Here is a 23600-nt window from a genome sequence, read left to right on the forward strand (position 1 = left end):
ACGGAAGGAGGTTTCCACATTGGCTTATGTACCCGTACCCAAGGACTTAACAAAAGTCAAAACAAAGGTCATGTTCAATCTGACCAAGCGGCAGCTTATCTGCTTCACGGGCGGAGCGCTTATTGGCGTACCGCTTTTCTTTTTGCTCAGAAAACCTACCGGAAACAGTGTAGCGGCTATGTGTATGATGCTGGTTATGCTGCCATTCTTTATGATGGCTATGTACGAAAAGCATGGACAGCCCCTGGAAAAGATCGTGGGCAACATTCTCAAAGTAGCTGTGATCCGTCCCAAGCAGCGTCCCTACCAGACCAATAACTTTTATGCCGTATTAAAGCGGCAGGAAATGCTCGATAAGGAGGTGTATGACATTGTTCACCGCAATAAAAAAATGGCTGCATCGGATGTTCGGGAAAACCGAGGAAAAAACTGTGCAGCCGGTAAAGACAAAGAAAAAGCTGTCTCGCGCCGATAAGAAGCAGATCGAAGCGGCCATTGTCCGCGCCAACCGCACGGACAAAAAAGGAAAATCTGCGCAGGACAGTATCCCTTATGAACGGATGTGGCCGGACGGAATCTGCCGCATATCGGACAGCCACTACACAAAGACCATTCAGTTTCAGGACATCAACTATCAGCTCTCCCAAAACGAAGATAAGACGGCAATCTTTGAGGGTTGGTGTGATTTCCTCAATTATTTTGACAGCTCGATTCATTTCCAGCTGTCTTTTTTGAACCTTGCGGCATCGGAGGAGACCTTTGCTAACTCCATTTCCATCCCGCCCCAGAGGGATGCCTTTGACAGTATCCGCGAGGAATACACCACAATGCTGCAAAATCAGCTGGCCAGAGGTAACAACGGTCTCATCAAGACCAAATACCTGACTTTTGGTATCGACGCAGACAGCATCAAAGCTGCCAAGCCCCGTCTGGAGCGTATTGAGACCGATATACTTAATAACTTCAAGCGTCTTGGTGTAGCTGCCAGAACGCTGGACGGTAAAGAAAGGCTTTCTCAGCTTCATGCAGTATTCCACATGGACGAACAGCTCCCATTTCAGTTTGAATGGGACTGGCTGGCCCCTTCCGGTCTGTCCACAAAGGATTTTATTGCACCAAGCTCCTTTGAGTTCCGCACCGGCAAGCAGTTCCGTATGGGCAAGAAATACGGGGCTGTTTCTTTTTTGCAGATTCTCGCACCGGAGCTGAATGACCGTCTGCTGGCTGATTTTCTGGATATGGAAAGCTCGCTCATTGTGAGTATGCACATTCAGTCGGTGGATCAGGTGAAAGCCATCAAAACGGTAAAGCGCAAGATTACCGACCTTGACCGCAGTAAGATTGAGGAACAGAAAAAAGCAGTCCGCGCCGGATATGACATGGACATCATTCCCTCTGACCTTGCCACATACGGCAGTGAAGCGAAAAAACTCTTGCAGGATTTGCAGAGCCGCAACGAGAGAATGTTCCTTTTGACCTTTCTGGTGCTGAACACAGCGGACAATCCCCGTCAGCTTGGCAACAACATTTTCCAGGCAGGCTCCATTGCCCAGAAGTATAACTGTCAGCTGACCAGGCTGGACTTCCAGCAAGAAGAAGGGCTGATGAGCTGTCTGCCCCTGGGACTCAATCGGATCGAGATCCAGCGAGGACTGACCACCAGTTCTACGGCCATCTTTGTACCGTTCACCACACAGGAATTATTCCAGAACGGCAAAGAAGCTCTGTACTACGGCATCAACGCCCTGTCCAACAATCTCATCATGGTGGATCGAAAGCTGCTGAAAAACCCCAACGGCTTGATTTTGGGTACGCCGGGTTCCGGTAAGTCCTTCAGCGCAAAACGAGAAATCGCAAACTGCTTTTTGCTTACCAGTGATGATGTTATCATTTGTGACCCGGAAGCGGAGTATGCACCTCTGGTGGAGCGTCTGCATGGGCAGGTCATCAAGATCTCGCCTACCTCCACCAACTACATCAATCCGATGGACCTGAACCTGGACTACTCGGATGATGAAAGCCCGCTGTCCCTCAAGTCTGACTTTATTCTCAGCTTGTGTGAGCTGATCGTGGGCGGTAAGGAGGGCTTGCAGCCGGTGCAGAAAACCATCATCGACCGCTGTGTGCGTCTGGTCTATCAGACTTACCTCAATGACCCGCGCCCGGAGAATATGCCCATACTGGAGGATCTGTATAACCTGCTTCGGGAACAGGAGGAAAAGGAAGCTCAGTATATCGCTACGGCCCTTGAAATCTATGTAACCGGCTCCCTCAATGTGTTCAACCACCAGAGCAATGTGGACATTAACAACCGCATTGTCTGCTATGACATCAAGGAACTGGGCAAGCAGCTTAAGAAAATCGGTATGCTGGTGGTACAGGATCAGGTGTGGAACCGTGTTACCATTAACCGTGCCGCCCACAAGTCCACCCGTTACTATATCGACGAGATGCACCTGCTTTTGAAGGAGGAACAGACCGCTGCCTATACGGTGGAAATCTGGAAGCGATTCCGTAAATGGGGCGGTATTCCGACAGGTATTACCCAGAATGTCAAAGACCTTTTGAGCAGCCGCGAGGTAGAGAACATCTTTGAAAACTCCGACTTCGTGTATATGCTCAACCAGGCAGGCGGAGACCGTCAGATACTTGCCAAGCAGCTGGGCATTTCCACACACCAGCTTAGCTATGTGACCCACTCCGGTGAGGGCGAGGGCCTGCTGTTCTATGGCTCCACAATTCTGCCTTTCGTGGACCACTTCCCGAAGAATACCGAGCTTTACCGCATTATGACCACCAAACCCCAGGAACTGAAAAAGGAGGATGAATGATGATGAACCCCAACATTTTGAATCAAAACCCGTTGATGTTTTTTGACAGGGCGGTAAATGCCCAGCGCAGCCAGCTGCTTACGGTCATGGCCGATGCGGTAAGTGAGTGCCGCACGGCGGCAGATCAGGCAGCCGAACTGAATGAGACCGGTCAGGTGGGGCTGCTCCGTCTGGCAGAGGTCTGGAGCACCATCCGTGCCAAGGAAGGTATGGGTGGTCTGGTTCTGGAAGGAACCGAAGCGAAAATCCTGTCCGATGTGGTGGCACAGTTTTACGCCTACCTGTCCGGTTGTATGTTCAACGATCCTGTGGGAATGGCCATTTATGCAGAGCTGCACTACATGATGTCCTCCCTCATGCTGGGAGAATGGTTTGAATAAGGAGCCGCGCCTGCGCTTTACTGATGAGGAACGGTCTGACCCTGCACTGGAAAAGCCGATCCGTAAAGCGGAGAAAGCTGCGGCCAGAGCAGATAAGGCGCAGGCCAATATCCCAAAGAAAAAGGTCAGGCAGACGGTCATCGACCCGGATACCGGAAAAAAGACCTCGAAGCTGACCTTTGAGGACAAGAAAAAGCCACCCTCCAAACTTTCTCAAGGGGTCAAGGAAGCTCCCGTCCATCTGGTTGTGGACAAGCTCCACAAAGAGATCCGGGAAACAGAACAGGACAATGTGGGCGTGGAAAGCGCCCACAAGTCCGAGGAAGCGGTGGAGACCGGCGCTTATCTGGTGCGGGAGGGCTATCGCAGCCACAAGCTGAAGCCGTACCGCAAAGCAGCACAGGCAGAGCGCCAACTGGAAAAGGCAAATGTAAATGTTCTGTACCAGAAATCTTTGCAGGAAAATCCCCAGTTTGCCAGCAATCCACTTTCCCGCTGGCAGCAAAAGCAGGCCATCAAAAAGCAGTATGCCGCCGCCAAACATGCCGGTCAGACTGCTGGAAATACTGCCCAGGCTGCATCCAAAACAGGAAAAGCCGCAAGGACGGTAAAAGAAAAGGTACAGCAGGCAGGGGCATTCGTCATGCGCCACAAGAAGGGTTTCCTGATGGCAGGGGTTTTGTTCCTCATTACCTGTATGCTGATGAATACCATGTCCTCCTGCTCCATGATGGCGCAGAGCATCGGTTCCGTTCTCTCCGGCACCACCTATCCGTCGGATGACCCGGAAATGCTGGCGGTGGAGGCAGATTATGCAGCCAGAGAAGCCCAGTTGCAGGAGGAAATCGACAACATAGAAAGCAGCCACCCAGGGTATGACGAGTATCGCTATGACCTTGGTATGATCGGCCATGACCCTCATGAGCTGGCAGCATTTCTGTCTGCCGTTTTGCAAGGCTACACCCGGCAGAGCGCTCAGGCAGAGCTGGCGCGTGTGTTTGCAGCACAGTATCAGCTGACGCTTACTGAGGAAGTGGAGATTCGCTACCGCACGGAGACCTCCACCGACCCGGAGACCGGCGAGACCACCTCAGAAGAAGTCCCCTATGAGTATTACATTTTGAATGTGAAACTCGCCAGCAAGCCCATTTCCGCTGTGGTGTCGGAGCTTCTGACCCCGGAGCAGATGAAAATGTATCAGGTTTACCGGCAGACCATGGGCAATAAGCCGCTGTTGTTTGGCGGCGGCTCCCCTGATACCAGCGGCTCGGAAGATCTGTCCGGTGTGCAGTTCATTAACGGTACCCGCCCCGGCAATCCTCAGCTGGTGGAACTGGCCAAGCGTCAGGTGGGCAATGTGGGCGGTTATCCCTACTGGAGCTGGTACGGCTTTGACTCCCGTGTGGAATGGTGCGCCTGCTTCGTATCCTGGTGCTATAACCAGGCAGGAAAAAGTGAACCGCGCTTTGCAGGCTGTGAGTGGCAGGGCGTTCCGTGGTTCCAGTCCCATGGACAATGGGGTGCAAGAGGCTATAACAATCTGGCTCCCGGAGATGCAATTTTCTTTGACTGGGATTTGGATGGGACAGCAGACCATGTAGGTATCGTGATCGGTACGGATGGCAGCCGTGTTTATACCGTGGAGGGAAATTCCGGCGATGCCTGCAAGATCAAAAGTTATGACCTGAATTATCAAAGCATTAAGGGCTACGGCCTGATGAACTGGTAACAGAGATTTTTAAGAAGGAGTGATAGACGATGGCAAAGAACAAAATTGAGCGCATTGACCAGGAGATTACAAAGGTCCGCGAGAAGATCGCAGAGTATCAGGAAAAGCTCAAGGCGCTGGAAGCACAGAAAACCGAGGCAGAAAATTTGGAGATCGTTCAGATGGTTCGTGCGTTACGCATGACTCCAGCACAGCTGAACGCTATGCTTTCCGGTGGAATGAACCACGGCAGAGATACAGCACTGTCGGAATCAAATAATCAGGAGGCTACCGCTTATGAATAAAAGAATTTGCAAAACACTTTCCGCCTTTTGCCTGACAATGGTTGTGGCATTTGGCTTTACGATCCCTGCTTTTGCACAGGGGTCAGAACAGGCTCCGGCGGCACCGGCAGAGGATTCTACCAATGACAGCAATGTGATTGTGGAAGAAACAGAACCGGCACCGGCACTTACACCAGATGGCAATGCCGCTCTGGTGGATGATTTTGGTGGCAATAAGCAGCTCATTACCGTTACTACCAAGGCTGGCAACTATTTTTACATTTTGATCGACAGGGCTAATGAGGATAAAAAGACTGCTGTTCACTTTCTGAACCAGGTGGATGAAGCGGATTTGATGGCACTGATGGAAGATGAAAATGTCAAAGAGGAGCCGGCTGCTGTGTGTAGCTGCACGACAAAATGTGAAGCAGGGGCAGTCAATACGGCTTGCCCGGTCTGCGCAACTGATAAGAGTAAATGTACGGGCAAAGCACCGGAACCTCCGGCAGAAACACCGGAGCCGGAAAAAGAGACGCCTGCCGGACTAAATCCGGCTGCGCTGATTCTTCTGCTGGCTCTGCTGGGCGGCGGTGGCGTATTTGCCTACATGAAGCTCATGAAGAATAAACCTAAGACCAAGGGCAATGACAGTCTGGACGATTATGATTATGGCGAGGAGGATTCCGAGGAATGGGAAACCGAGGATGAGGAGTCGGACGAACCGGACGCTGATGGGGGCAGCACAGAAGAAGATGACGAGGACAGCGTGAAATGACCCGTTTCACAGACAGTCCCTATGAACGCATGATGACACGCAGGCCGGAGGGCGGGAGGGAAACTTCCCGTCCTCATTCTTTATCCCGCAACCACCCCTGCTATGGTTGCGGGAGTTATGGAAGTCCCTGCGTAGGTATCTGCCATCGTGAGATGGAACGCTGGCTCAAAGAAAGGAAACGAAAAAAATGAGTGTTCTGATTATATTTATCAAGCTGATTGCTGTTTTTGACCTGCTTGTGATTGCTGTGTATTTTGGCGGCGACATTCTTTCTACCATGTTAAACAAACTTTGGAGAAAGCCAAAGCAGGATGACCCCTTTGATTTCTCCTTAGATACCATGACAGTTTCATTGTCCATAGATTCTATCCGTCAGCTTTATTCCGGTGACGCGGCAGATTTTGTGGAAGAAAAGATCCTGCCAAATGCGGAGAAAACAATGGCCGTTTTGACGGAACAAGAACAGACGGCGGCTCATCTGCTCTTATCCGCTCTGATCGGTTTTCTTGCAGCAGAAGCTCCTATGGATGAACAGAGCTTTCCTTTGATGATGGAACTTCTGAACTGCATGGAAGGGGAAAAAGAAGATGGTTGTCAGGATGCAGTAGATAGTTTACTTGAAGATGCCGCCTGCAATACCCGCCGTCACGAAGAATATTACAGCAATTATCAACGCTACCAGCTGATGCAGGTGGATAAAACCCGTGTCATTTTGGCTTGCCGTATCATCATCAATGACCTGCTGGGGAAACTGTACCGCTATGACTACCGGTTTGGTTATAACCTGCTACTGGATGAGGAAAACAGCATAGAGAAAAAACTGCACACGCCTGTGCGGGAAGAATGGGAGGCTGAAGATTATGAATTTAGTGATTGCTGAAAAACCATCGGTTGCACAAAGTCTGGCTACGGTAATCGGTGCAACTGCTCGTAAGGATGGGTATCTGGAGGGTAACGGCTGGCGTGTCAGCTGGTGCGTGGGCCACCTGGCCGGTCTTGCGGATGCAGACAGCTATGACTCCAAGTATGCCAAGTGGCGATATGATGACCTGCCTATCCTGCCGGAGCATTGGCAGATGGTGGTGGGAAAGGACAAGAAAAAGCAGTTTGATATTCTCAAAAAGCTGATGAACGCCCCGGATGTGACGGAGGTAGTAAATGCCTGTGATGCCGGACGCGAGGGCGAGCTGATCTTCCGCAGCGTCTATGAGCTGGCAGGCTGCCAAAAGCCGATGAAAAGGCTCTGGATTTCTTCGATGGAGGACTCCGCCATAAGGGAGGGCTTTGCAAACCTGCGCCCAGGTGTAGATTATGATGGACTTCGGGATGCTGCTCTCTGCCGTGCCAAGGCCGACTGGCTGGTGGGGATCAATGCCACAAGGCTTTTTTCCGTGCTGTACCACCGCACCCTCAACATCGGGCGCGTGATGTCCCCAACGCTGGCACTGATTGTTCAGCGAGAAGCTGAGATCGACACCTTTAAGCAGGTTCCCTTTTATACCGTGGCGCTGGAGCTGCCCGGTCTTACCGTATCCGGGGAGCGCATGAGTGACCGAGCAAGCGCAGAGCAGCTGAAAGAAGCCTGTCAGGGTGCAGCTGTCACAATCAAAAAAGTGGAGTGCAAGGAAAAATCCGAAAAGCCGCCTGCCCTCTATGACCTGACTACTCTGCAAAGAGATGCCAACCGCCTGCTTGGATTTACAGCCCAGCAGACCCTGGACTATCTGCAAAGCCTGTATGAAAAGAAGCTCTGCACCTATCCCCGTACTGACAGCCGCTATCTGACCGGTGATATGGCAGACAGCCTGCCGGTGCTGGTGAATCTGGTTGCCAATGCTATGCCATTTCGCAAAGGGATCGCCATTACCTGTGATCCGCAGACGGTCATCAACGACAAGAAAGTAACCGACCACCACGCAGTAATCCCTACCAGAAATCTCAAGGATGCAGACCTTTCTGCCCTTCCTGCGGGAGAAAAAGCGGTGCTGGAGCTGGTGGCCCTGCGTCTGCTGTGTGCCGTGGCCCAGCCCCATATCTATTCGGAAACCGTTGTGATTGCAACGTGTGCCGGTAGGAAGTTTACTGCCAAAGGAAAAACGGTGAAGCACCCCGGATGGAAAGCACTGGAGGACGCCTACCGTGCCAAAATGAAGGATGCAGAGCCGAAAAAAGAGGGTGCAGAGAAAGCCCTGCCGGAGCTGACTGAAGGACAGACCCTTTCGGTCTCTGCGGCAATCGTCAAAGAAGGCAAAAGCAGTCCGCCCCAGCACTTTACGGAGGACACCCTGTTGTCCGCGATGGAGACTGCCGGAAAAGAGGATATGCCGGAGGATGCCGAGCGAAAAGGTCTGGGGACACCGGCCACCCGTGCCAGTATTTTGGAAAAGCTGGTATCTGCCGGTTTTCTGGAACGAAAAAAGAGCAGGAAAACGGTGCAGCTTCTTCCTTCCCACGATGCAGTTTCCCTGATCACAGTGCTGCCGGAACAGCTGCAATCGCCGCTTCTGACTGCCGAGTGGGAGTACCGCCTGGGAGAGATCGAGCGCGGGCAGCTTGCCCCAGAGGAGTTTCTGGCCGGGATCAGCACCATGCTGAAAGATCTGGTGGGGACTTATCAGGTCATCAAGGGAACGGAGTACCTGTTCACGCCGCCCCGTGAGGTGGTGGGCAAATGCCCTCGCTGCGGCGGTGAAGTTGCAGAATTGCAAAAAGGCTTCTTCTGTCAGAACAAAGATTGCAAATTTGCAATCTGGAAAAACAACAAATGGTGGGCTGCCAAGAAAAAACAGCCGACCAAGGCTGTGGTGTCTGCGCTGCTGAACGATGGCCGTGTCCGTGTGACGGGGTTATATTCGGAGAAAACCGGCAAGACCTACGATGCCACTGTGGTTTTGGAGGACGATGGACAGTATGCCAATTTCAAGCTGGAATTTGACCAGCGGAAAGGAGGCAGCCGATGAAGCTCTCTTTAGTGGAACGGGAAACCATTCTCCTCTATAACCAGGCAGAACCAATGGCTGAGGTCTACACCCACGATCCCCGCCTGATGGAGAAACTGGAACTGCTGGCAAAAAAGCACCCCGACCAGATCACCCGAAAGGACGCCCATAACTTTACCGTCCCCAAGCGGTGTGTATCAGTCAGGGAGCCATACAGCGCAGAACGCCGCAAAGCTGCCAGTGAGCGTGCGAAAGCCGCCGGATACCAGCCCCCTGTGAAAAAGTCCGGCAGTTAAAGGCACATGGCAGAGAATGTATTTGAAGCAGTCAAGCAGTCGGTCAGCACCAGAGAAGCGGCAGAGTTTTATGGGATAAAAGTCAGGCGAAATGGCATGGCCTGCTGTCCTTTTCACGATGATAAGAACCCCAGCATGAAGGTAGACCAGCGGTTCCACTGCTTTGGCTGCGGTGAAGATGGGGATGTGATCGACTTTATCGCAAAGCTCTTTGACCTCTCCTCAAAAGAAGCGGCGGAGAAACTGGCACAGGACTTTGGCCTGATCTATGACAGTCAGGCCCCTCCCCGCAGGAGGTATGTCCGGCAGAAAAACGAGGCACAGAAATTTCGGGAGGACCGGCAGCGGTGTTATCGCGTACTGTCCGATTACTACTATCTGCTGAAAAAATGGGAGGCCGACAATTCTCCCCGGACACCGGAGGAAGAACCGCACCCCCGTTTTGTGGAAGCAATCCAGAAAAAAACCTATGTAGAGTACCTGTTGGACCTTTTTCTTTATGAAAGTGAAGAAGAACAAAAGGCATGGATTGCAGAACACACAGCAGAAATCACACACTTGGAAAGGAGATTGAAAATCATGGCTGAGAACAAACCCACCAACCGAGAGCGGCTAAGGGAAATCACAGATGGCATCGAGCAGGGGATCAAAGAACTGTTTGAGAGTGAAAAGTATATGCGCTATCTGTCCGTCATGTCCCGCTTCCACCGCTATTCGGTAAACAACACCATGCTCATCTATATGCAGAAGCCGGACGCTACATTGGTAGCCGGATACAATAAGTGGAAAGACCAGTTTGAGCGTCATGTAAAAAAGGGCGAGCGTGGCATTACCATCATCGCCCCCACACCGTATAAGAAGAAAATCGAGGAGCAGAAGCTGGACCCGGATACCAAGGCTCCGATTCTGGATAAAGACGGAAAGATCGTCACAGAGGAAAAAGAAATCGAAATCCCCATGTTTCGTCCGGTCAAGGTCTTTGATGTGAGCCAGACCGACGGGAAACCTTTGCCGGAGCTTGCTTCCTCCCTTTCCGGCAATGTGCCAAATTATGAGGCATTCATGGAGGCCCTGCGCCGCAGCGCACCGGTGCCGATTACTTTTGAAGCAATGGCCGCCGATACGGACGGCTATTTTTCTGCCGATCATCAGAAAATTGCCATTCGCCAGGGCATGAGCGAGGTGCAGACGGTTTCGGCCACAGTACACGAGATTGCCCACAGCAAGCTCCACAATCAGAAAAAGATTCAGATTGCCAATGACGAGCAATATCAGGAAATCGAGCTGTTTGATAAACCCGGTCTGTTCTCCAATGGGCGGATTGTCCGTGATAATCTGCCGGAGGGCGTTTATTGCTATGACCTGCGCGGTTCTGACTACGACCCCGGAGAGCCGGTCTGTGTAGAAGAACAAGTGGTTGTAAACCATGCAGGTTCCGTTCTGCTGACAGAGCCGCTGGAGTTGGCGGAAGATGGACGCCTGAGGCTGACCGAGGAAGAAGGGCTGAATTTTGTTGGCGGCTTTTCTACCCTCACCCAGTTTTTGCAAGAACATAGGAAAGACCGCCACACGGAGGAAGTGGAGGCTGAAAGCATCTCCTACGCAGTCTGCAAATATTTTGGCATCGAGACCGGAGAAAACAGCTTCGGCTATATTGCAAGCTGGAGTCAGGGCAAGGAACTGAAAGAGCTGAGAGCCAGTTTGGAGACCATCAATAAGACCTCCGGCACTTTGATCTGTGACATTGAGCGCCACTATAAGGAAATCTGCAAAGAGCGTGGAATTGACCCCAATACAAAAGCAGAGCCGGAAACCGCCCCGATAGAGCAGCCGACCGGCAATCTGACCTACTATGTAGCAGAGTGCATGGAGTTTCCAAACCTCGGAGAATACCACGATAACCTGTCTTTGGAGGAAGCGGTTCGCATTTATCAGGAGATTCCGGCAGAGCGAATGAACGGGATCAAAGGAATTGGTTTTGAGCTGAAAGACGGAAGCGACTATGAAGGACCTTTTCCGATTTTGACCGGGCAGACCATTGATCTGGATACCATCCAGGCAATCGACTATTACCGTGACAATCCGCTGGTACAGAAAGCGGTAAAGGAACTGGCTGCGGCCATGCCGGAAATGGAGGTGCTGGGGGCGGACGCCAACCAGCAGGAGGCTTTGTTTCTGATCGACGATGCCACCTATCTTCATATCCAGCCCTGTGACAGCGGCTGGGACTATACCCTTTATGATGCCGCGTCCATGAAAGAGATGGATGGCGGTCAGCTGGATATGCCGGAGCTTTCCCGCAAAAATGCAGTTCTCCAGATTTGTGATGACAACGATCTGGACAGCACTTCGCTTAGACACGCTCCCCTGTCTATGATCGAGACCTTGCAGGAAGCGGCCTATCAGCAGATGCAGGCAGAGGCCAGTCAGATGATTGCTTCTTCCCAGCTGCCGGAGGCACAGGAGCAGGCGCTGGATGAATACCCAACGCCGGATGAGCAGGTCTCCACACCGGATATGCAGGAATACGGTTACTCCTATGACGGGATGCTCCCTGTTACCAGAGAACGGGCGCTGGAACTGGACGCTGCCGGGTTGACCGTCTATGTCCTCCATGAAGATAACACGGAGAGCATGGTGTTTGACCCGCAGGAAATCATGGATCATGGCGGTCTTTTCGGTGTGGACCATGAGGAATGGGAGAAAAGCCCTCAGTTCCACGAAAAGGTCATGGAGCGCCAGGAACATCAGCAGGAACGGGAACAGGCATTTCTTGCTCAGAACAGAGATTGCTTTGCCATCTATCAGGTGAGCCGTGACGATCCGCAGAATGTGCGCTTTATGAATCTGGATTGGTTAAAGTCCCATGACATTTCCATAGACCGCAGCAATTATGACCTCATTTACACAGCTCCTCTGAGGGAGTCTGGCACCGTGCCGGAGCAGCTGGAAAAACTCTATCAGCAATTCAATCTGGAAAAGCCCGTGGACTTTCACAGTCCCTCCATGAGCGTCAGCGACATCGTTGCGATCAGGCAGGACGGTAAGGTATCCCGTCATTACTGCGACAGCGTTGGTTTTACCCAGATCCCCGGATTCCTGCCGGAAAATCCGCTGAAAAATGCGGAGATGGCCGTGGAGGACGATTACGGCATGATCGACGGTATCATCAACAATGGCGCAAAAGAGCCTACGGTGGCAGAGCTGGAACAGCAGGCCCGCAGCGGTCAGCCCATTTCCCTGATGGATCTGGCTGCCGCTGCCCATCGGGAGGAACGGGAAAAGAAAAAGTCCGTTGTGGATCAGCTGAAAAGCCAGCCCAAGGCAGAACACAAAAAGATAGCGCCAAAAAAGAGTGCGGAAAGGGAGATTTGATATGGGAAACTTTACTTTTGAGGAAATGAACCTGATGTGCATTTACAATACCGGCAGCCGCACCGGACTGATCGACAGCCTGCGTGAGATGCGCGGCGAGCTGGCCCCGGAGGAAACGGAACTGAGGGAATTGACCGACAGCGCTCTTACGAAGCTCTGTGCGATGACTGATGAGAAGTTTGCCGAACTGGAGCTGTACCCGGATTTTGACCAGTAAACAACATAACCGCAGGGATGGGGTGGCGATCTGCCACCCCGCCTCTTTACCCCAAAACTGAAAGGAGGACAGAACACTATGCCAACCAAAGCTGAACTATATGCACAGATGGCGGACAAGGTGGCAACACAGCTCACGGGGAGCTGGCAGGAATGGGCAGGGTTTCTCACTACTGCTTCCCGCCTTTACAAGTACCCGTTCCATGAGCAGCTGATGATCTATGCCCAGCGACCGGACGCCACCGCCTGTGCGGAGTACGATTTGTGGAATGAAAAGATGGGCCGTTATGTAAGGCGCGGTTCCAAGGGAATCGCTCTGGTGGATGATTCCGGGGACAGACCTCGCCTGCGTTATGTCTTTGACATTTCCGACACCGGAACCCGTGAACATTCCCGCACTCCCTGGCTGTGGCAGTTGGAGGAGCGCCATCTGGATTCCGTGCAGGCCATGCTGGAGCGCACCTATGATGTTTCCGGTGATGATCTTGCCGGACAGCTCACGGAGGTAGCCGGAAAACTGGCCGAGGAATACTGGACGGAGCATCAGCAGGACTTCTTCTATATCGTTGACGGTTCCTTTTTGGAGGAATATGATGAGTATAACATCGGAGTGCAGTTCAAGGCAGCCGCCACCGTCAGCATCACTTACGCTTTGATGTCCCGCTGTGGACTGGAGCCGGAACGCTACTTCGACCACGAAGATTTCATGGCGATCTTTGATTTCAACACCCCGTCCACCATCGGGGCGCTGGGAACAGCGGTCAGCCAGATCAACCAGCAGGTGCTGCGGCAGATCGGCGTTACCGTCCGAAATGCAGAGCGCGAAGCCAACCAAGAAAGGAGCAAGCAAGATGAACAATCCCATGACCTACATCCAGAACGGAGACTATCAGATTCCCGACCTGAAGCTGAGCCAGCAGCCGGAGAAATCCCTGGGCAAGTACGGCAGGATGAGGAAAACCTACCTGAAAGAACACCGTCCCATCCTCTACAACCAGATGTTGCTGAGCGAGAAGCTGTACCCGCACCTCATCGAGATCGACGAGACCGCCCAGAGCAGACTGGAACAGATGATGCCCCAGCTGGCGAAGGAAGCGGGAGCCACCGAGGAACTGAAAGCCAGCGATCCCATGAAGTGGGTGGGCCTGATGAACACCTGCAAAGCCCAGGCAGAGGAGATCCTGATGGTGGAGCTTATCAACAGCTGACCCTAAACCTGTTCCTCTCCGAAGCGGAGCAGATCCAATCCATAGATGAAGCAGAGAATGTAGCGCATACATCCTCTGCTTTTTCTTTTGCTCAAAATGATATTGACCATGTGCTGCGTTTGGGAGGCAATACAGATCGTCAGAGGGAGCGTGTGGTTGCAGCCTTTGAAAAGCAGAAAACCACCGCTGAGATTGCCGAGATACTGAAAACGCTGTACCACGGCGGCAACGGCCTTGGCAGCGTGAGCGCATGGTATGCCGAGGATGGTATCCATCTTTCCCACGGGAAGTCTGTCCGTTATGACAGGTCTGCCCAGGTCATTTCCTGGGAGAGTGCCGCAGAGCGTATCGGGGAGCTTTTGGAGAGTGGTCAGTTTGCCTCCAATGTGGAGCTTGCGGAAGCGGCAGGCTATGAACGCTCCCTCCTTGCAGAAAAGCTCTGGTATCTGTACCACGATTTCAGCGAGGAAGCCAGAGAAGCCGGATATTTGTCCTGCCTGTCCGGTATTCAGAGAACCGGGTTCCCGGAAGAAACTGCATGGCTTGCCGAGCAGCTGAGTGACCCGGCTTTCCGCCAGACACTCAAGGAAGAATACGCCGCCTTCTGGACTGCCTATCAGCAGGACCGTGACCTGTTGCGCTTTCATTACCATAGGCCAAGGGAAATCTGGGAGAACCTGAAAGACCTTGACCTGCCCCGCAGGACCTTTTCTTCGGACCTTTCCCAAGTGCCAACCGTCCAGCATTTCATTACCGAGGATGAGATCGACGCCGCCATGACCGGCGGCAGCAGTTTTGCCGGAGGAAAAGGCCGTATTTATGCGTTCTTCATGGAAAATCATACGGATAAGGAAAAAGTGAGATTCCTTAAAGACGAGTATGGCATTGGCGGACGCTCTCATGCCCTGTCCGGCGCAACACACAGCGGCGAAGATCACGATGGGAAAGGACTGCACTATAAAAAGCAGGACTGCCCGGATGTTCACTTGAACTGGGAAAAGGTTGCCAAGCGCATTACCTCACTTGTCCAGAAAGGCCGCTATCTTACCGAACAGGAACAAGCGCAGTATGACAAGATCCAGGCTGAAAAGGATCTGGCAGAAGAAGATGCCATTCATGCCCAGCAGCCGGAGATAGAGGAAGAAACGCCAAAGCCTACCCTTCGGGAGCAGTTTGAGCAGTATAAGCCTGTGGTGACTGCCGCCATATCTGAGGATGTGGCATATCGAAATGCCTGCGGTCATTCCGACCGTGAAAATGCTGTCATCGAGGGCAATGCTGCTGTACGCCGTGCGGTCCTTGGTTCTAAGGATATGGAGCTGATCCGTCTCTATTCTGATATACCGGAGTTCCGCCAGCGTCTGCACCGGGAAGTGATCGACGAAACCTATCCAAAGCTCCATGAGCTTCTGCGCCCTCTTTCTCAGGAAGATATTGATACTGCCCTTTGTGCATGGAACGGCAATATTGAGAGTAAACACGCCGTTGTCCGCTACATGAAGGATCATGCAAGGGAAAAAGATACCGCCGCATGGCTGGCTCAGGAATACGGCGGCAGCAACAGCCTGTTCGTTGTCCGTGCCGGAAGCCCGGAGGAAACACAGCTGCCATGGCCGAAGGTACAGCGCAGGCTTGCCCAGCTCATTCAGGAGGATCGGTTCTATACCGAAGAAGAACAGGACCGTTTTGACAACATCGACCCCATCGCCATCCGGGAAGCTCTGGAGGAAAGAGGGATTGTCAACGGCCAGGTGGCAGACCCGGAAAAACTGGACAATGATCCATTTATCCAACAGGTGAGGTCAGATGCAGAGCAGATTGCAGATGCCGAGACAGAGCAGACTTCCGAAGTTTCCATTTCCGATGAGGAATATGACGCAGTTCGCCGCCCAATTCCGCAAAGAACCTCCTATGACCCAGCCGCCCCGGTCTATGCCGTGGGCGATACCGTGTATATCGAGGATGACGCCTATCAGATCACCGAGCTGCGGGAGGACACCGTACAGCTTCTGCCCACCGGGATGGTATATCCCATCTACCGGGCAGAGCGCAAAGAACAGTTCGAGCAGCTGCTTCGGGCAGACCGCCGCAATGCTTACTATACCGAGTTTCTTCCTATTGACCCGGACAAGGCAGATCAGGACTTGCGGGATGTATTGGCTCATGGACTGATGGATGAAGCGGATAAAAAGCAGATTTCCACGCTGCTGCAATCCGGCAGGAGCAACAGCGAGATCGCCTACTGGCTGAGCAGAGCCTATTCCGGTGAGATTGAGACACTGAATCTGGAGACCGGCGATATTGTCGATTACCGTACCACGGCACAGGGCATAGAACTGGAAGTCATGGATGCAGAGGAAAAGCGTCTGGCTGTGCTGTATTTCCGCTGGGATGAGGTTGCGCCTTTGCTGCGCGGGATGTATGCCCGTCAGCTGGATGGCTTTGGACAGGAACAGCCCCAACCGGCTACCGAATCCCCGACCTTCCATTCCGAGACCATGGCCGTCTATCCGGGCGATAAGAACAATCTGCCTTATGATGTGGTGGTGGAACGACTGCATATCGAGGAGCCGGAGCCGCCAGCCCCTGTGACTGAGCCGGAGAAAACCTTTGAGGAAGTGCTGGACGAACACCCGGTTTCCATTCAGGTCAATGGCCAGTGGCAGACCTTTCCCAATGCCAAAGCTGCCGAGGAAGCATCTTATGAGGAATACAAGGCTAACCTGCGCCGCAATGCAAAAAACTTCCGCATTACAGATGAGCATTTGGGCGAAGGCGGTCCGAAAGCCAAGTTCCAGGCAAATGTCAATGCGATTCGTTTGCTGAAAGAGCTGGAAGCTGCCAGACAGCAGGCAAGCCCCGAACAGCAGGAGGTTCTTTCTCGATATGTGGGCTGGGGCGGTCTCTCTGATGCGTTTGACCCGGAGAAACCGGCATGGGCTTTAGAGTATGCCCAGCTAAAAGAACTGCTGACCCCGGAGGAATATGCCGCCGCCAGAAGCTCTACCCTCAACGCCCATTACACCAGCCCTACGGTCATTCAGGCCATCTATGAAGCGGTGGACCGTATGGGATTTGAGACCGGAAATATTCTGGAGCCGTCTATGGGTGTGGGCAATTTCTTTGGTATGCTGCCGGAGAAAATGCGAAACAGCCGTCTGTACGGCGTGGAGCTGGACCCTGTTTCCGGGCGCATCGCAAAGCAGCTCTATCCCAAGGCGGACATCACAGTAGGCGGCTTTGAGACCACCGATAGGCGTGACTTCTTTGACCTTGCCATCGGCAATGTACCTTTCGGTCAGTATCAGGTCAATGACAAAGCCTACAACAAGCTGAGTTTCAGTATTCACAACTACTTTTTTGCCAAAGCACTCGACCAGGTGCGTCCCGGCGGTGTGGTGGCTTTTGTGACCTCCCGATATACCATGGACGCCAAGGATTCCACCGTGCGCCGCTATCTTGCCCAGCGTGCTGAGCTGCTGGGAGCGATCCGTCTGCCGAATGACGCGTTCAAAAAGAATGCCGGTGCCGAGGTGGTATCGGACATCATCTTTCTCCAAAAGCGGGACCGCCCGCTGGACATCGTGCCGGAATGGACCCAGATCGGACAGACGGAGGACGGATTTTCCATCAACCGGTATTTTATCGACCACCCGGAAATGGTGCTGGGCAGACAGGCGCCGGTAAGCACTGCTCATGGTATGGATTACACCGTGAACCCTATCGAGGGACTGGAGCTTTCCGACCAGCTGCATGATGCTGTGAAGTACATTCATGGGACTTATCAGGAGGCAGAGCTGCCGGAACTGGGCGAAGGCGAAGCTATTGACACCTCCATTCCTGCCGACCCCAATGTGAAGAACTATTCCTATGCCATTGTAGACGGGCAGGTGTACTACCGGGAAAACAGCCGTATGGTGCGCCCTGACCTCAACGCCACCGCCGAAGCCCGTGTAAAAGGTCTTGTGGAACTGCGTGATTGTGTGCAGGAACTGATCGACCTTCAGATGGATGCAGCGGTTCCGGACAGCATCATTCGGGAGAAGCAGGCGGAACTGAACAGCCTCTATGACAGCTTTTCTTCCCAATGCGGTCTCATCAATGACCGTGCAAACCGTCTGGCCTATGCAGACGATTCTTCCTATTACCTGCTCTGTGCGCTGGAAGTCATCGACGAGAACGGAAAGCTGGAACGCAAGGCAGATATGTTCACCAAGCGGACCATCAAGCCCCATCAGGCGGTGGCTGTGGTGGATACGGCAAGTGAAGCACTGGCGGTGTCCATCTCGGAAAAAGCCCGCGTGGATATGGACTATATGAGCCAGCTTACCGGAAAAACAAAAGAAGAACTGGCCGGAGAGCTGCAAGGCGTAATCTTCCGTGTACCGGGACAGCTGGAGAAAGACGGCACACCCCATTATGTGACTGCTGATGAATACCTCTCCGGCAATGTACGCCGCAAACTGCGTCAGGCGCAACGGGCTGCACAGCAGGACCCGGTTTATGCAGTCAATGTGGAAGCTCTTACCGCCGCCCAGCCCAAAGACCTGGATGCGTCGGAGATTGAGGTGCGTCTGGGCGCTACCTGGATCGACAAAGAGTACATCCAGCAGTTTATGTACGAGACCTTCAACACCCCGTTTTATCTCCAGCGCAGTATCGAGGTCAACTATTCGTCCTTTACCGCTGAATGGCAGATCAAGGGGAAATCTTCTGTATCCTACAACGATGTGGCAGCTTATACCACCTATGGGACCAGTCGTGCCAATGCCTACAAGATTTTAGAGGACAGCCTGAACCTGCGGGATGTCCGCATCTATGACACCATAGAGGACGCAGACGGAAAAGAGCGCCGCGTGCTGAACGCCAAGGAGACCACCCTGGCAGCTCAAAAACAGCAGGCGATCCGGGAAGCCTTTAGGGACTGGATCTGGAGAGACCCGGAGCGCCGCCAGACTTTGGTGCGCCAGTATAACGAAGAAATGAACTCTACCCGTCCCCGCGAGTATGATGGCAGCCACATCACTTTTGGCGGCATGAACCCGGCCATTACCCTGCGGGAACACCAGAAAAGTGCCATCGCCCATGTGCTGTATGGCGGAAATACCCTGCTGGCACACGAAGTAGGCGCGGGCAAAACCTTTGAGATGGTGGCCGCTGCGATGGAAGCCAAACGCCTGGGCTTGTGCCAGAAATCTCTCTTTGTGGTTCCCAACCACCTGACTGAGCAGTGGGCGTCGGAGTTTCTACGTCTCTATCCTTCCGCCAATATCTTAGTCACCACAAAAAAGGACTTTGAGACCCATAACCGAAAGAAGTTCTGCGCTCGTATTGCGACGGGTGATTATGATGCCATTATCATGGGACACAGCCAGTTTGAGCGTATCCCCATCAGCCGGGAGCGTCAGGAACGGCTTCTCTATGAACAGATCGACGAGATCACTGAGGGGATTGCAGAGGTACAGGCCAGTGGCGGCGAGCGTTTTACCGTCAAGCAGCTGGAGCGTACCAGAAAGTCTCTGGAAGCCAGACTGGAAAAGCTGCAAGCCGAGGGGCGAAAAGACGATGTGGTAACTTTTGAGCAGCTGGGTGTGGACCGATTGTTTGTGGACGAGGCCCACAACTATAAAAACCTGTTTCTATACACAAAAATGCGGAATGTGGCTGGTCTTTCCACATCGGACGCGCAGAAATCCTCCGATATGTTTGCCAAGTGCCGCTATATGGATGAGATCACCGGAAACCGTGGTGTGATTTTTGCCACCGGCACCCCGGTCAGCAACTCCATGACCGAGCTTTACACCATGCAGCGTTATCTTCAGTATGAACGCCTGCAAGAACTGAACATGACCCACTTCGACTGCTGGGCTTCCCGATTTGGAGAGACCGTCACAGCATTGGAACTGGCACCGGAAGGCACCGGCTACCGAGCAAGAACGAGATTCAGCAAGTTCTTTAATCTGCCGGAGCTGATGAACCTGTTCAAAGAAGTGGCGGACATCAAGACCGCCGACCAACTGAACCTGCCCACCCCGGAGGTGGAATACCACAACATCGTGGCGCAGCCTACCGAACATCAGCAGGAAATGGTCAGGACCCTTTCGGAGCGCGCATCGCTGGTACACAGTGGAACCGTTGACCCATCCCAGGACAATATGCTCAAGATTACCTCGGATGGCCGTAAGCTGGGCCTGGACCAGAGAATCGTCAACCAGATGCTGCCGGATGAACCTGGCACAAAGGTCAATCAGTGCGTGGACAACATCATGCAGATCTGGCGGGATGGCAAAGCTGACAAGCTGACCCAGCTGGTGTTCTGCGACATTTCTACACCGCAGGCAAAAGCTCCTGCAAGCAAGGCGGCGAAAACGCTGGATAATCCACTGCTTCACGCATTGGAAGGCGCTGTGCCTCTGCCGGAGCAGGAACCGGTCTTTACGGTATATGACGATATTCGTCAGAAACTCATTGCTCAGGGAATGCCTGCCGACCAGATCGCTTTTATCCATGAAGCCAACACCGAAGTGCGGAAAAAGGAGCTGTTCTCTAAAGTCCGCACCGGCCAGGTTCGTGTCCTTTTAGGAAGCACCGCAAAGATGGGCGCAGGCACCAATGTGCAGGACCGTCTGGTGGCACTTCATGACCTGGACTGTCCGTGGAGACCGGGAGACCTTGCCCAGCGCAAGGGCCGTATCGAGCGCCAGGGTAACCAGAATCCTCTTGTCCATGTGTACCGCTATGTGACCGAAGGAACCTTTGACGCATACCTCTGGCAGACGGTGGAGAATAAGCAAAAATTCATCAGTCAGATCATGACTTCTAAATCGCCGGTGCGCTCCTGCGATGATGTGGACGAAACAGCACTTTCCTTTGCCGAGATCAAGGCTCTGTGTGCCGGAGATCCCCGTATCAAGGAGCGTATGGATTTGGATGTGGAGGTATCCCGCCTGAAGCTGATGAAAGCCGACCACCAGAGCAAGCAATATCGTCTGGAGGACCAGCTGCTCAAATACTTCCCGGAGGAGATTGAAAAGCACAAAGGTTTTATCAAGGGCTTTGAATCTGATCTGGAGGTTTTGGCAGCTCACCCGCACCCAGAGGACGGCTTTGCCGGTATGGAGATTCGTGGAGACCTGCTGACCGATAAGGAGAACGCTGGTGCAGCTCTTTTGGATGCCTGCAAGGAGGTCAAAACCTCCGATCCGGTGCAGATCGGCAGCTACCGGGGTTATGCCATGTCCGTGGAATTTTCCGCCTGGAAACAGGAATATACGCTCCTGCTGAAAGGACAGATGACCCACCGGGCAACCCTTGGTACAGACCCTCGCGGAAATCTTACCCGTATCGACAATGCCCTCGCCCAGATGCCCCAGCGTCTGGAGGCGGCAAAGGCCCAGCTGGATAACCTCTATCAGCAGCAGGCTGCCGCAAAGGAGGAAGTCGGAAAGCCATTCCTTTATGAAGAAGAACTGAGAAACAAAAACGCCCGTCTGGTGGAGTTGGATACCCTGCTCAACATCGACGGAAAGGGGCAGGCACACACCGAGTCTGTTGTTGCCAAAAGCACACGGCCTTCGGTGCTGGATACCCTAAAACGCCCGGTGCAACCCCGTAGTACAGACAAGAAACCAAAACAGCATGAGGAGGTGCGATAACATGAATACTAACGATCTGAATACAGCCCTTTATGAAAAGATGGCTGCCGAACAGGACAAGTTCCGGGACTGGCTGAAAAGCCAGCCCCCGGAAGAAGTCTTAAACCATGCCTATGAGTACACCATCCGCGAGGACATCGTGATGGCAATGGAGGAACTGGAGTTGACCGACACCCAGGCTCAGGCACTTTTGGAATCTCCCTCTCCGCTGGCGGATGTGTACCGCTATTTTGAAAAGCTGGAGACCGGCTATATGGATGTGATCCGGGACAGCATTGAAAGCCGTGCCGACGATGTGTGCAGAGCCAAAGAGGAACTGCGAACAACACCGGTCTATCCACATTCTGCTGCCTATGCGTCCGAGCATGGGGAAATGGCACAGTACAACCTCTCATATCAGGCGAACAGCGCCTGCAAAGAAGCCATTGAGCAGACCATCAGCGCCCACTATGCAGAGAATCGGCTGGATACGGAGGCGGCGGTCAAAGATGTGCTGGAAAAGTTCGGGACGGAACGGGTACAGTTTATTCTTGCCAACACCATCCAGCGCAAGAACTATGACGGGCGTATCTCTCAGGACAATAAAGCATGGGCAAAAAACATTCCTACGCTGGAGGACAGCGGCGCTTCCCGCCACTGTGCCTATCTGGTGGTAGATCAGGTCAATCCCGGTTTGACCGACCTGTTCACCAGACAGTTCCGAAAAGTCGCTCAAGAACAGCAGAAAAGTTCTGTCCTGCAAAAGCTCAAACAGGAGTTGCCCGCCCATAAGTCTGCCGCCCCGAAAAAACGGGAGCCGGAGCGATAACCATGGCAAAGCGCAAGCGGGATGTTCCGGTTTTGTTTTGGGTGTCCGCAGAAGAACTGGAGCTGATCCATCAAAAGATGCAGCAATACGGGACAGAGAATTTGAGTGCTTATCTGCGGAAAATGGCGCTGGATGGTTATGTGGTCAAGTTGGAACTGCCAGAGCTGAAGGAGTTGGTCTCCCTGATGCGCCGAAGCAGCAACAACTTGAACCAGCTGACCCGCAAAGTGCATGAGACCGGGCGGGTTTATAATGCTGACTTGGAGGATATATCCCAGCGGCAGGAACAACTGTGGGAGGGTGTGAAGGAAATCCTTACCCAACTCTCCAAACTTTCATAACAGGGATAGATACTCCATTTGCGGAGGGAGGAACGGCGTTTCTTCGCCGCACCTTCCTCCGCTTTTTCTTTTTGTCTGTATCCTTGTCTTTTGCCTGTCCGTACCGGATAATATGAGTAGAATAAGAAGCGTAGCAAAGGAGTGAAAACAGATGCTGACCTTTGAAAAGGTGCTGGAGATTTTTGCGGATTACCTGACCGCAGACGAGACCATAGAAGTTTATATCAGCCGCCATGGATGTGTAAGAGTTGAATTTGACCAAGATTTTCACTATTGCTCTGGCGAGGTGTGCCATACTCCCAAGGAACTGTTCAATCTCTTAACTGATGATTACCGGACTTATGTGGAGATTGAACTGACCAAAGGCAGACGGGAGTTGACGGAAGATGATGAGAGAGAAGCGGATGCCCTGTGCAAACGGTATCTGGAGCGTTGGAAGGAGGAACAGGAATGAAGATTTTGAAATGTCTGCTGATGATCGTAACTGCACCGGTCGTTTTGGTGTTGACGCTTTTTGTCTGGCTCTGCACGGGGCTGATCTACATATCCGGTCTGGTGCTTGGTCTACTAAGCACGGTAATTGCTCTGCTTGGCGTGGCTGTGCTTATTACCTATTCCCCGCAGAATGGTGCAATTTTGCTGATTATGGCATTTTTGATTAGCCCGATGGGGCTGCCGCTGGCTGCGATCTGGCTGCTGGGAAAGGTGCAGAGTTTGAAATTTGCGATCCAGGATTGGGTGTATGGGTAAATGATGTGAATATAATTTGGAATGAAAAAGAAGC

At 52.8% G+C, this 23600-nt stretch carries 19 protein-coding genes; 18 read left to right on the forward strand and 1 reads right to left on the reverse strand.

The annotated features are described in order from the left end of the window. Positions 1 to 19 precede the first annotated feature (19 nt). Genes C7386_RS03485 through C7386_RS03540 form a run of 12 tightly spaced genes read left to right on the forward strand, consistent with a single transcriptional unit; the run spans position 20 to position 12805 of the window. Complete coding sequence (locus C7386_RS03485; RefSeq protein ID WP_116704848.1) at positions 20 to 475, forward strand: PrgI family protein; 456 nt, start codon at positions 20 to 22, stop codon at positions 473 to 475. Continuing rightward, complete coding sequence (locus tag C7386_RS03490; protein ID WP_116704849.1) at positions 432 to 2831, forward strand: VirB4-like conjugal transfer ATPase, CD1110 family; 2400 nt, start codon at positions 432 to 434, stop codon at positions 2829 to 2831. Before C7386_RS03485 ends, C7386_RS03490 begins: the two co-directional genes overlap by 44 nt. After that, positions 2828 to 3211: a DUF3851 domain-containing protein gene (locus C7386_RS03495; protein ID WP_007045772.1), complete on the forward strand. Its 384-nt coding sequence runs from the start codon at positions 2828 to 2830 to the stop codon at positions 3209 to 3211. Before C7386_RS03490 ends, C7386_RS03495 begins: the two co-directional genes overlap by 4 nt. Further along, a complete protein-coding gene (locus tag C7386_RS03500) occupies positions 3204 to 4940 on the forward strand; it encodes a CHAP domain-containing protein (RefSeq protein WP_116704850.1) in 1737 nt (578 codons plus the stop codon). Before C7386_RS03495 ends, C7386_RS03500 begins: the two co-directional genes overlap by 8 nt. A 29-nt stretch (positions 4941 to 4969) precedes the next feature. Next, complete coding sequence (locus C7386_RS03505) at positions 4970 to 5224, forward strand: DUF4315 family protein (RefSeq protein WP_003526242.1); 255 nt, start codon at positions 4970 to 4972, stop codon at positions 5222 to 5224. Continuing rightward, positions 5217 to 5978 (forward strand): DUF4366 domain-containing protein, encoded by a 762-nt coding sequence (locus C7386_RS03510; protein WP_003526243.1) that lies wholly within the window; start codon positions 5217 to 5219, stop codon positions 5976 to 5978. The genes C7386_RS03505 and C7386_RS03510 overlap by 8 nt, the downstream gene beginning before the upstream one ends. Then, entirely contained in the window at positions 5975 to 6169 is a 195-nt protein-coding gene (locus tag C7386_RS03515) for a hypothetical protein (protein ID WP_116704851.1), read from the forward strand. The genes C7386_RS03510 and C7386_RS03515 overlap by 4 nt, the downstream gene beginning before the upstream one ends. After that, positions 6166 to 6858, forward strand: coding sequence for a hypothetical protein (locus C7386_RS03520; protein ID WP_003526248.1), 693 nt, complete (start codon positions 6166 to 6168; stop codon positions 6856 to 6858). Before C7386_RS03515 ends, C7386_RS03520 begins: the two co-directional genes overlap by 4 nt. Then, positions 6839 to 8938, forward strand: coding sequence for a type IA DNA topoisomerase (locus tag C7386_RS03525; RefSeq protein ID WP_116704852.1), 2100 nt, complete (start codon positions 6839 to 6841; stop codon positions 8936 to 8938). The genes C7386_RS03520 and C7386_RS03525 overlap by 20 nt, the downstream gene beginning before the upstream one ends. Then, positions 8935 to 9213: a hypothetical protein gene (locus tag C7386_RS03530; RefSeq protein WP_004798047.1), complete on the forward strand. Its 279-nt coding sequence runs from the start codon at positions 8935 to 8937 to the stop codon at positions 9211 to 9213. Before C7386_RS03525 ends, C7386_RS03530 begins: the two co-directional genes overlap by 4 nt. Positions 9214 to 9219: 6 nt before the next feature. After that, on the forward strand, positions 9220 to 12588 hold the full coding sequence (locus C7386_RS03535; RefSeq protein ID WP_116704853.1) for an LPD28 domain-containing protein: 3369 nt from the start codon (positions 9220 to 9222) through the stop codon (positions 12586 to 12588). A 1-nt stretch (position 12589) separates the two neighbouring features. Next, the gene (locus C7386_RS03540) at positions 12590 to 12805 is read left to right on the forward strand and encodes a transposon-transfer assisting family protein (RefSeq protein ID WP_116704854.1); all 216 of its coding nucleotides are present in this window, start codon (positions 12590 to 12592) and stop codon (positions 12803 to 12805) included. Between the two features lie 96 nt (positions 12806 to 12901). Here the strand turns inward: C7386_RS03540 and C7386_RS13650 are convergent, their stop codons facing one another. Continuing rightward, positions 12902 to 13669 carry a hypothetical protein gene (locus C7386_RS13650; protein WP_318261177.1) on the reverse strand — a complete coding sequence of 256 codons (768 nt, stop codon included), beginning with the start codon at positions 13667 to 13669 and terminating at the stop codon, positions 12902 to 12904. Between C7386_RS13650 and C7386_RS13655 the strand changes: the two genes are divergently transcribed. The 6 genes from C7386_RS13655 to C7386_RS03570 all read left to right on the forward strand — a co-directional run bounded on the left by C7386_RS13655 (position 13656) and on the right by C7386_RS03570 (position 23566). Beyond that, positions 13656 to 14012, forward strand: coding sequence for a TnpV protein (locus C7386_RS13655; protein ID WP_080552315.1), 357 nt, complete (start codon positions 13656 to 13658; stop codon positions 14010 to 14012). The two genes, C7386_RS13650 and C7386_RS13655, sit on opposite strands and share 14 nt — an antisense overlap. Positions 14013 to 14122: 110 nt before the next feature. Next, complete coding sequence (locus C7386_RS03545) at positions 14123 to 21667, forward strand: helicase-like domain-containing protein (RefSeq protein WP_437124092.1); 7545 nt, start codon at positions 14123 to 14125, stop codon at positions 21665 to 21667. 1 nt (position 21668) lies between these two features. Next, the gene (locus tag C7386_RS03550) at positions 21669 to 22475 is read left to right on the forward strand and encodes a DUF3848 domain-containing protein (RefSeq protein ID WP_055195349.1); all 807 of its coding nucleotides are present in this window, start codon (positions 21669 to 21671) and stop codon (positions 22473 to 22475) included. After that, positions 22472 to 22816: a plasmid mobilization protein gene (locus tag C7386_RS03555; protein ID WP_425518628.1), complete on the forward strand. Its 345-nt coding sequence runs from the start codon at positions 22472 to 22474 to the stop codon at positions 22814 to 22816. Before C7386_RS03550 ends, C7386_RS03555 begins: the two co-directional genes overlap by 4 nt. A 151-nt stretch (positions 22817 to 22967) precedes the next feature. Then, complete coding sequence (locus tag C7386_RS03565) at positions 22968 to 23270, forward strand: hypothetical protein (RefSeq protein ID WP_116704856.1); 303 nt, start codon at positions 22968 to 22970, stop codon at positions 23268 to 23270. Further along, positions 23267 to 23566, forward strand: coding sequence for a CD1845 family protein (locus C7386_RS03570; RefSeq protein ID WP_003526265.1), 300 nt, complete (start codon positions 23267 to 23269; stop codon positions 23564 to 23566). Before C7386_RS03565 ends, C7386_RS03570 begins: the two co-directional genes overlap by 4 nt. Positions 23567 to 23600: the final 34 nt, after the last annotated feature.

Source organism: Agathobaculum butyriciproducens, from assembly GCA_003096535.1.
In the GTDB taxonomy this organism is placed as follows: domain Bacteria; phylum Bacillota; class Clostridia; order Oscillospirales; family Butyricicoccaceae; genus Agathobaculum; species Agathobaculum butyriciproducens.

Excerpts from the sequence above, each read along its gene's own strand:
- C7386_RS03495 (WP_007045772.1), top strand. The coding sequence starts at position 2,828 with ATGATGATGAACCCCAACATTTTGAATCAAAACCCGTTGATGTTTTTT.
- C7386_RS03505 (WP_003526242.1), top strand. The coding sequence starts at position 4,970 with ATGGCAAAGAACAAAATTGAGCGCATTGACCAGGAGATTACAAAGGTC.
- C7386_RS03510 (WP_003526243.1), top strand. The coding sequence starts at position 5,217 with ATGAATAAAAGAATTTGCAAAACACTTTCCGCCTTTTGCCTGACAATG.
- C7386_RS03515 (WP_116704851.1), top strand. The coding sequence starts at position 5,975 with ATGACCCGTTTCACAGACAGTCCCTATGAACGCATGATGACACGCAGG.
- C7386_RS03520 (WP_003526248.1), top strand. The coding sequence starts at position 6,166 with ATGAGTGTTCTGATTATATTTATCAAGCTGATTGCTGTTTTTGACCTG.
- C7386_RS03525 (WP_116704852.1), top strand. The coding sequence starts at position 6,839 with ATGAATTTAGTGATTGCTGAAAAACCATCGGTTGCACAAAGTCTGGCT.
- C7386_RS03530 (WP_004798047.1), top strand. The coding sequence starts at position 8,935 with ATGAAGCTCTCTTTAGTGGAACGGGAAACCATTCTCCTCTATAACCAG.
- C7386_RS03535 (WP_116704853.1), top strand. The coding sequence starts at position 9,220 with ATGGCAGAGAATGTATTTGAAGCAGTCAAGCAGTCGGTCAGCACCAGA.
- C7386_RS03540 (WP_116704854.1), top strand. The coding sequence starts at position 12,590 with ATGGGAAACTTTACTTTTGAGGAAATGAACCTGATGTGCATTTACAAT.
- C7386_RS13655 (WP_080552315.1), top strand. The coding sequence starts at position 13,656 with ATGAACAATCCCATGACCTACATCCAGAACGGAGACTATCAGATTCCC.
- C7386_RS13650 (WP_318261177.1), bottom strand. The coding sequence starts at position 13,669 with ATGGGATTGTTCATCTTGCTTGCTCCTTTCTTGGTTGGCTTCGCGCTC.
- C7386_RS03550 (WP_055195349.1), top strand. The coding sequence starts at position 21,669 with ATGAATACTAACGATCTGAATACAGCCCTTTATGAAAAGATGGCTGCC.
- C7386_RS03565 (WP_116704856.1), top strand. The coding sequence starts at position 22,968 with ATGCTGACCTTTGAAAAGGTGCTGGAGATTTTTGCGGATTACCTGACC.
- C7386_RS03570 (WP_003526265.1), top strand. The coding sequence starts at position 23,267 with ATGAAGATTTTGAAATGTCTGCTGATGATCGTAACTGCACCGGTCGTT.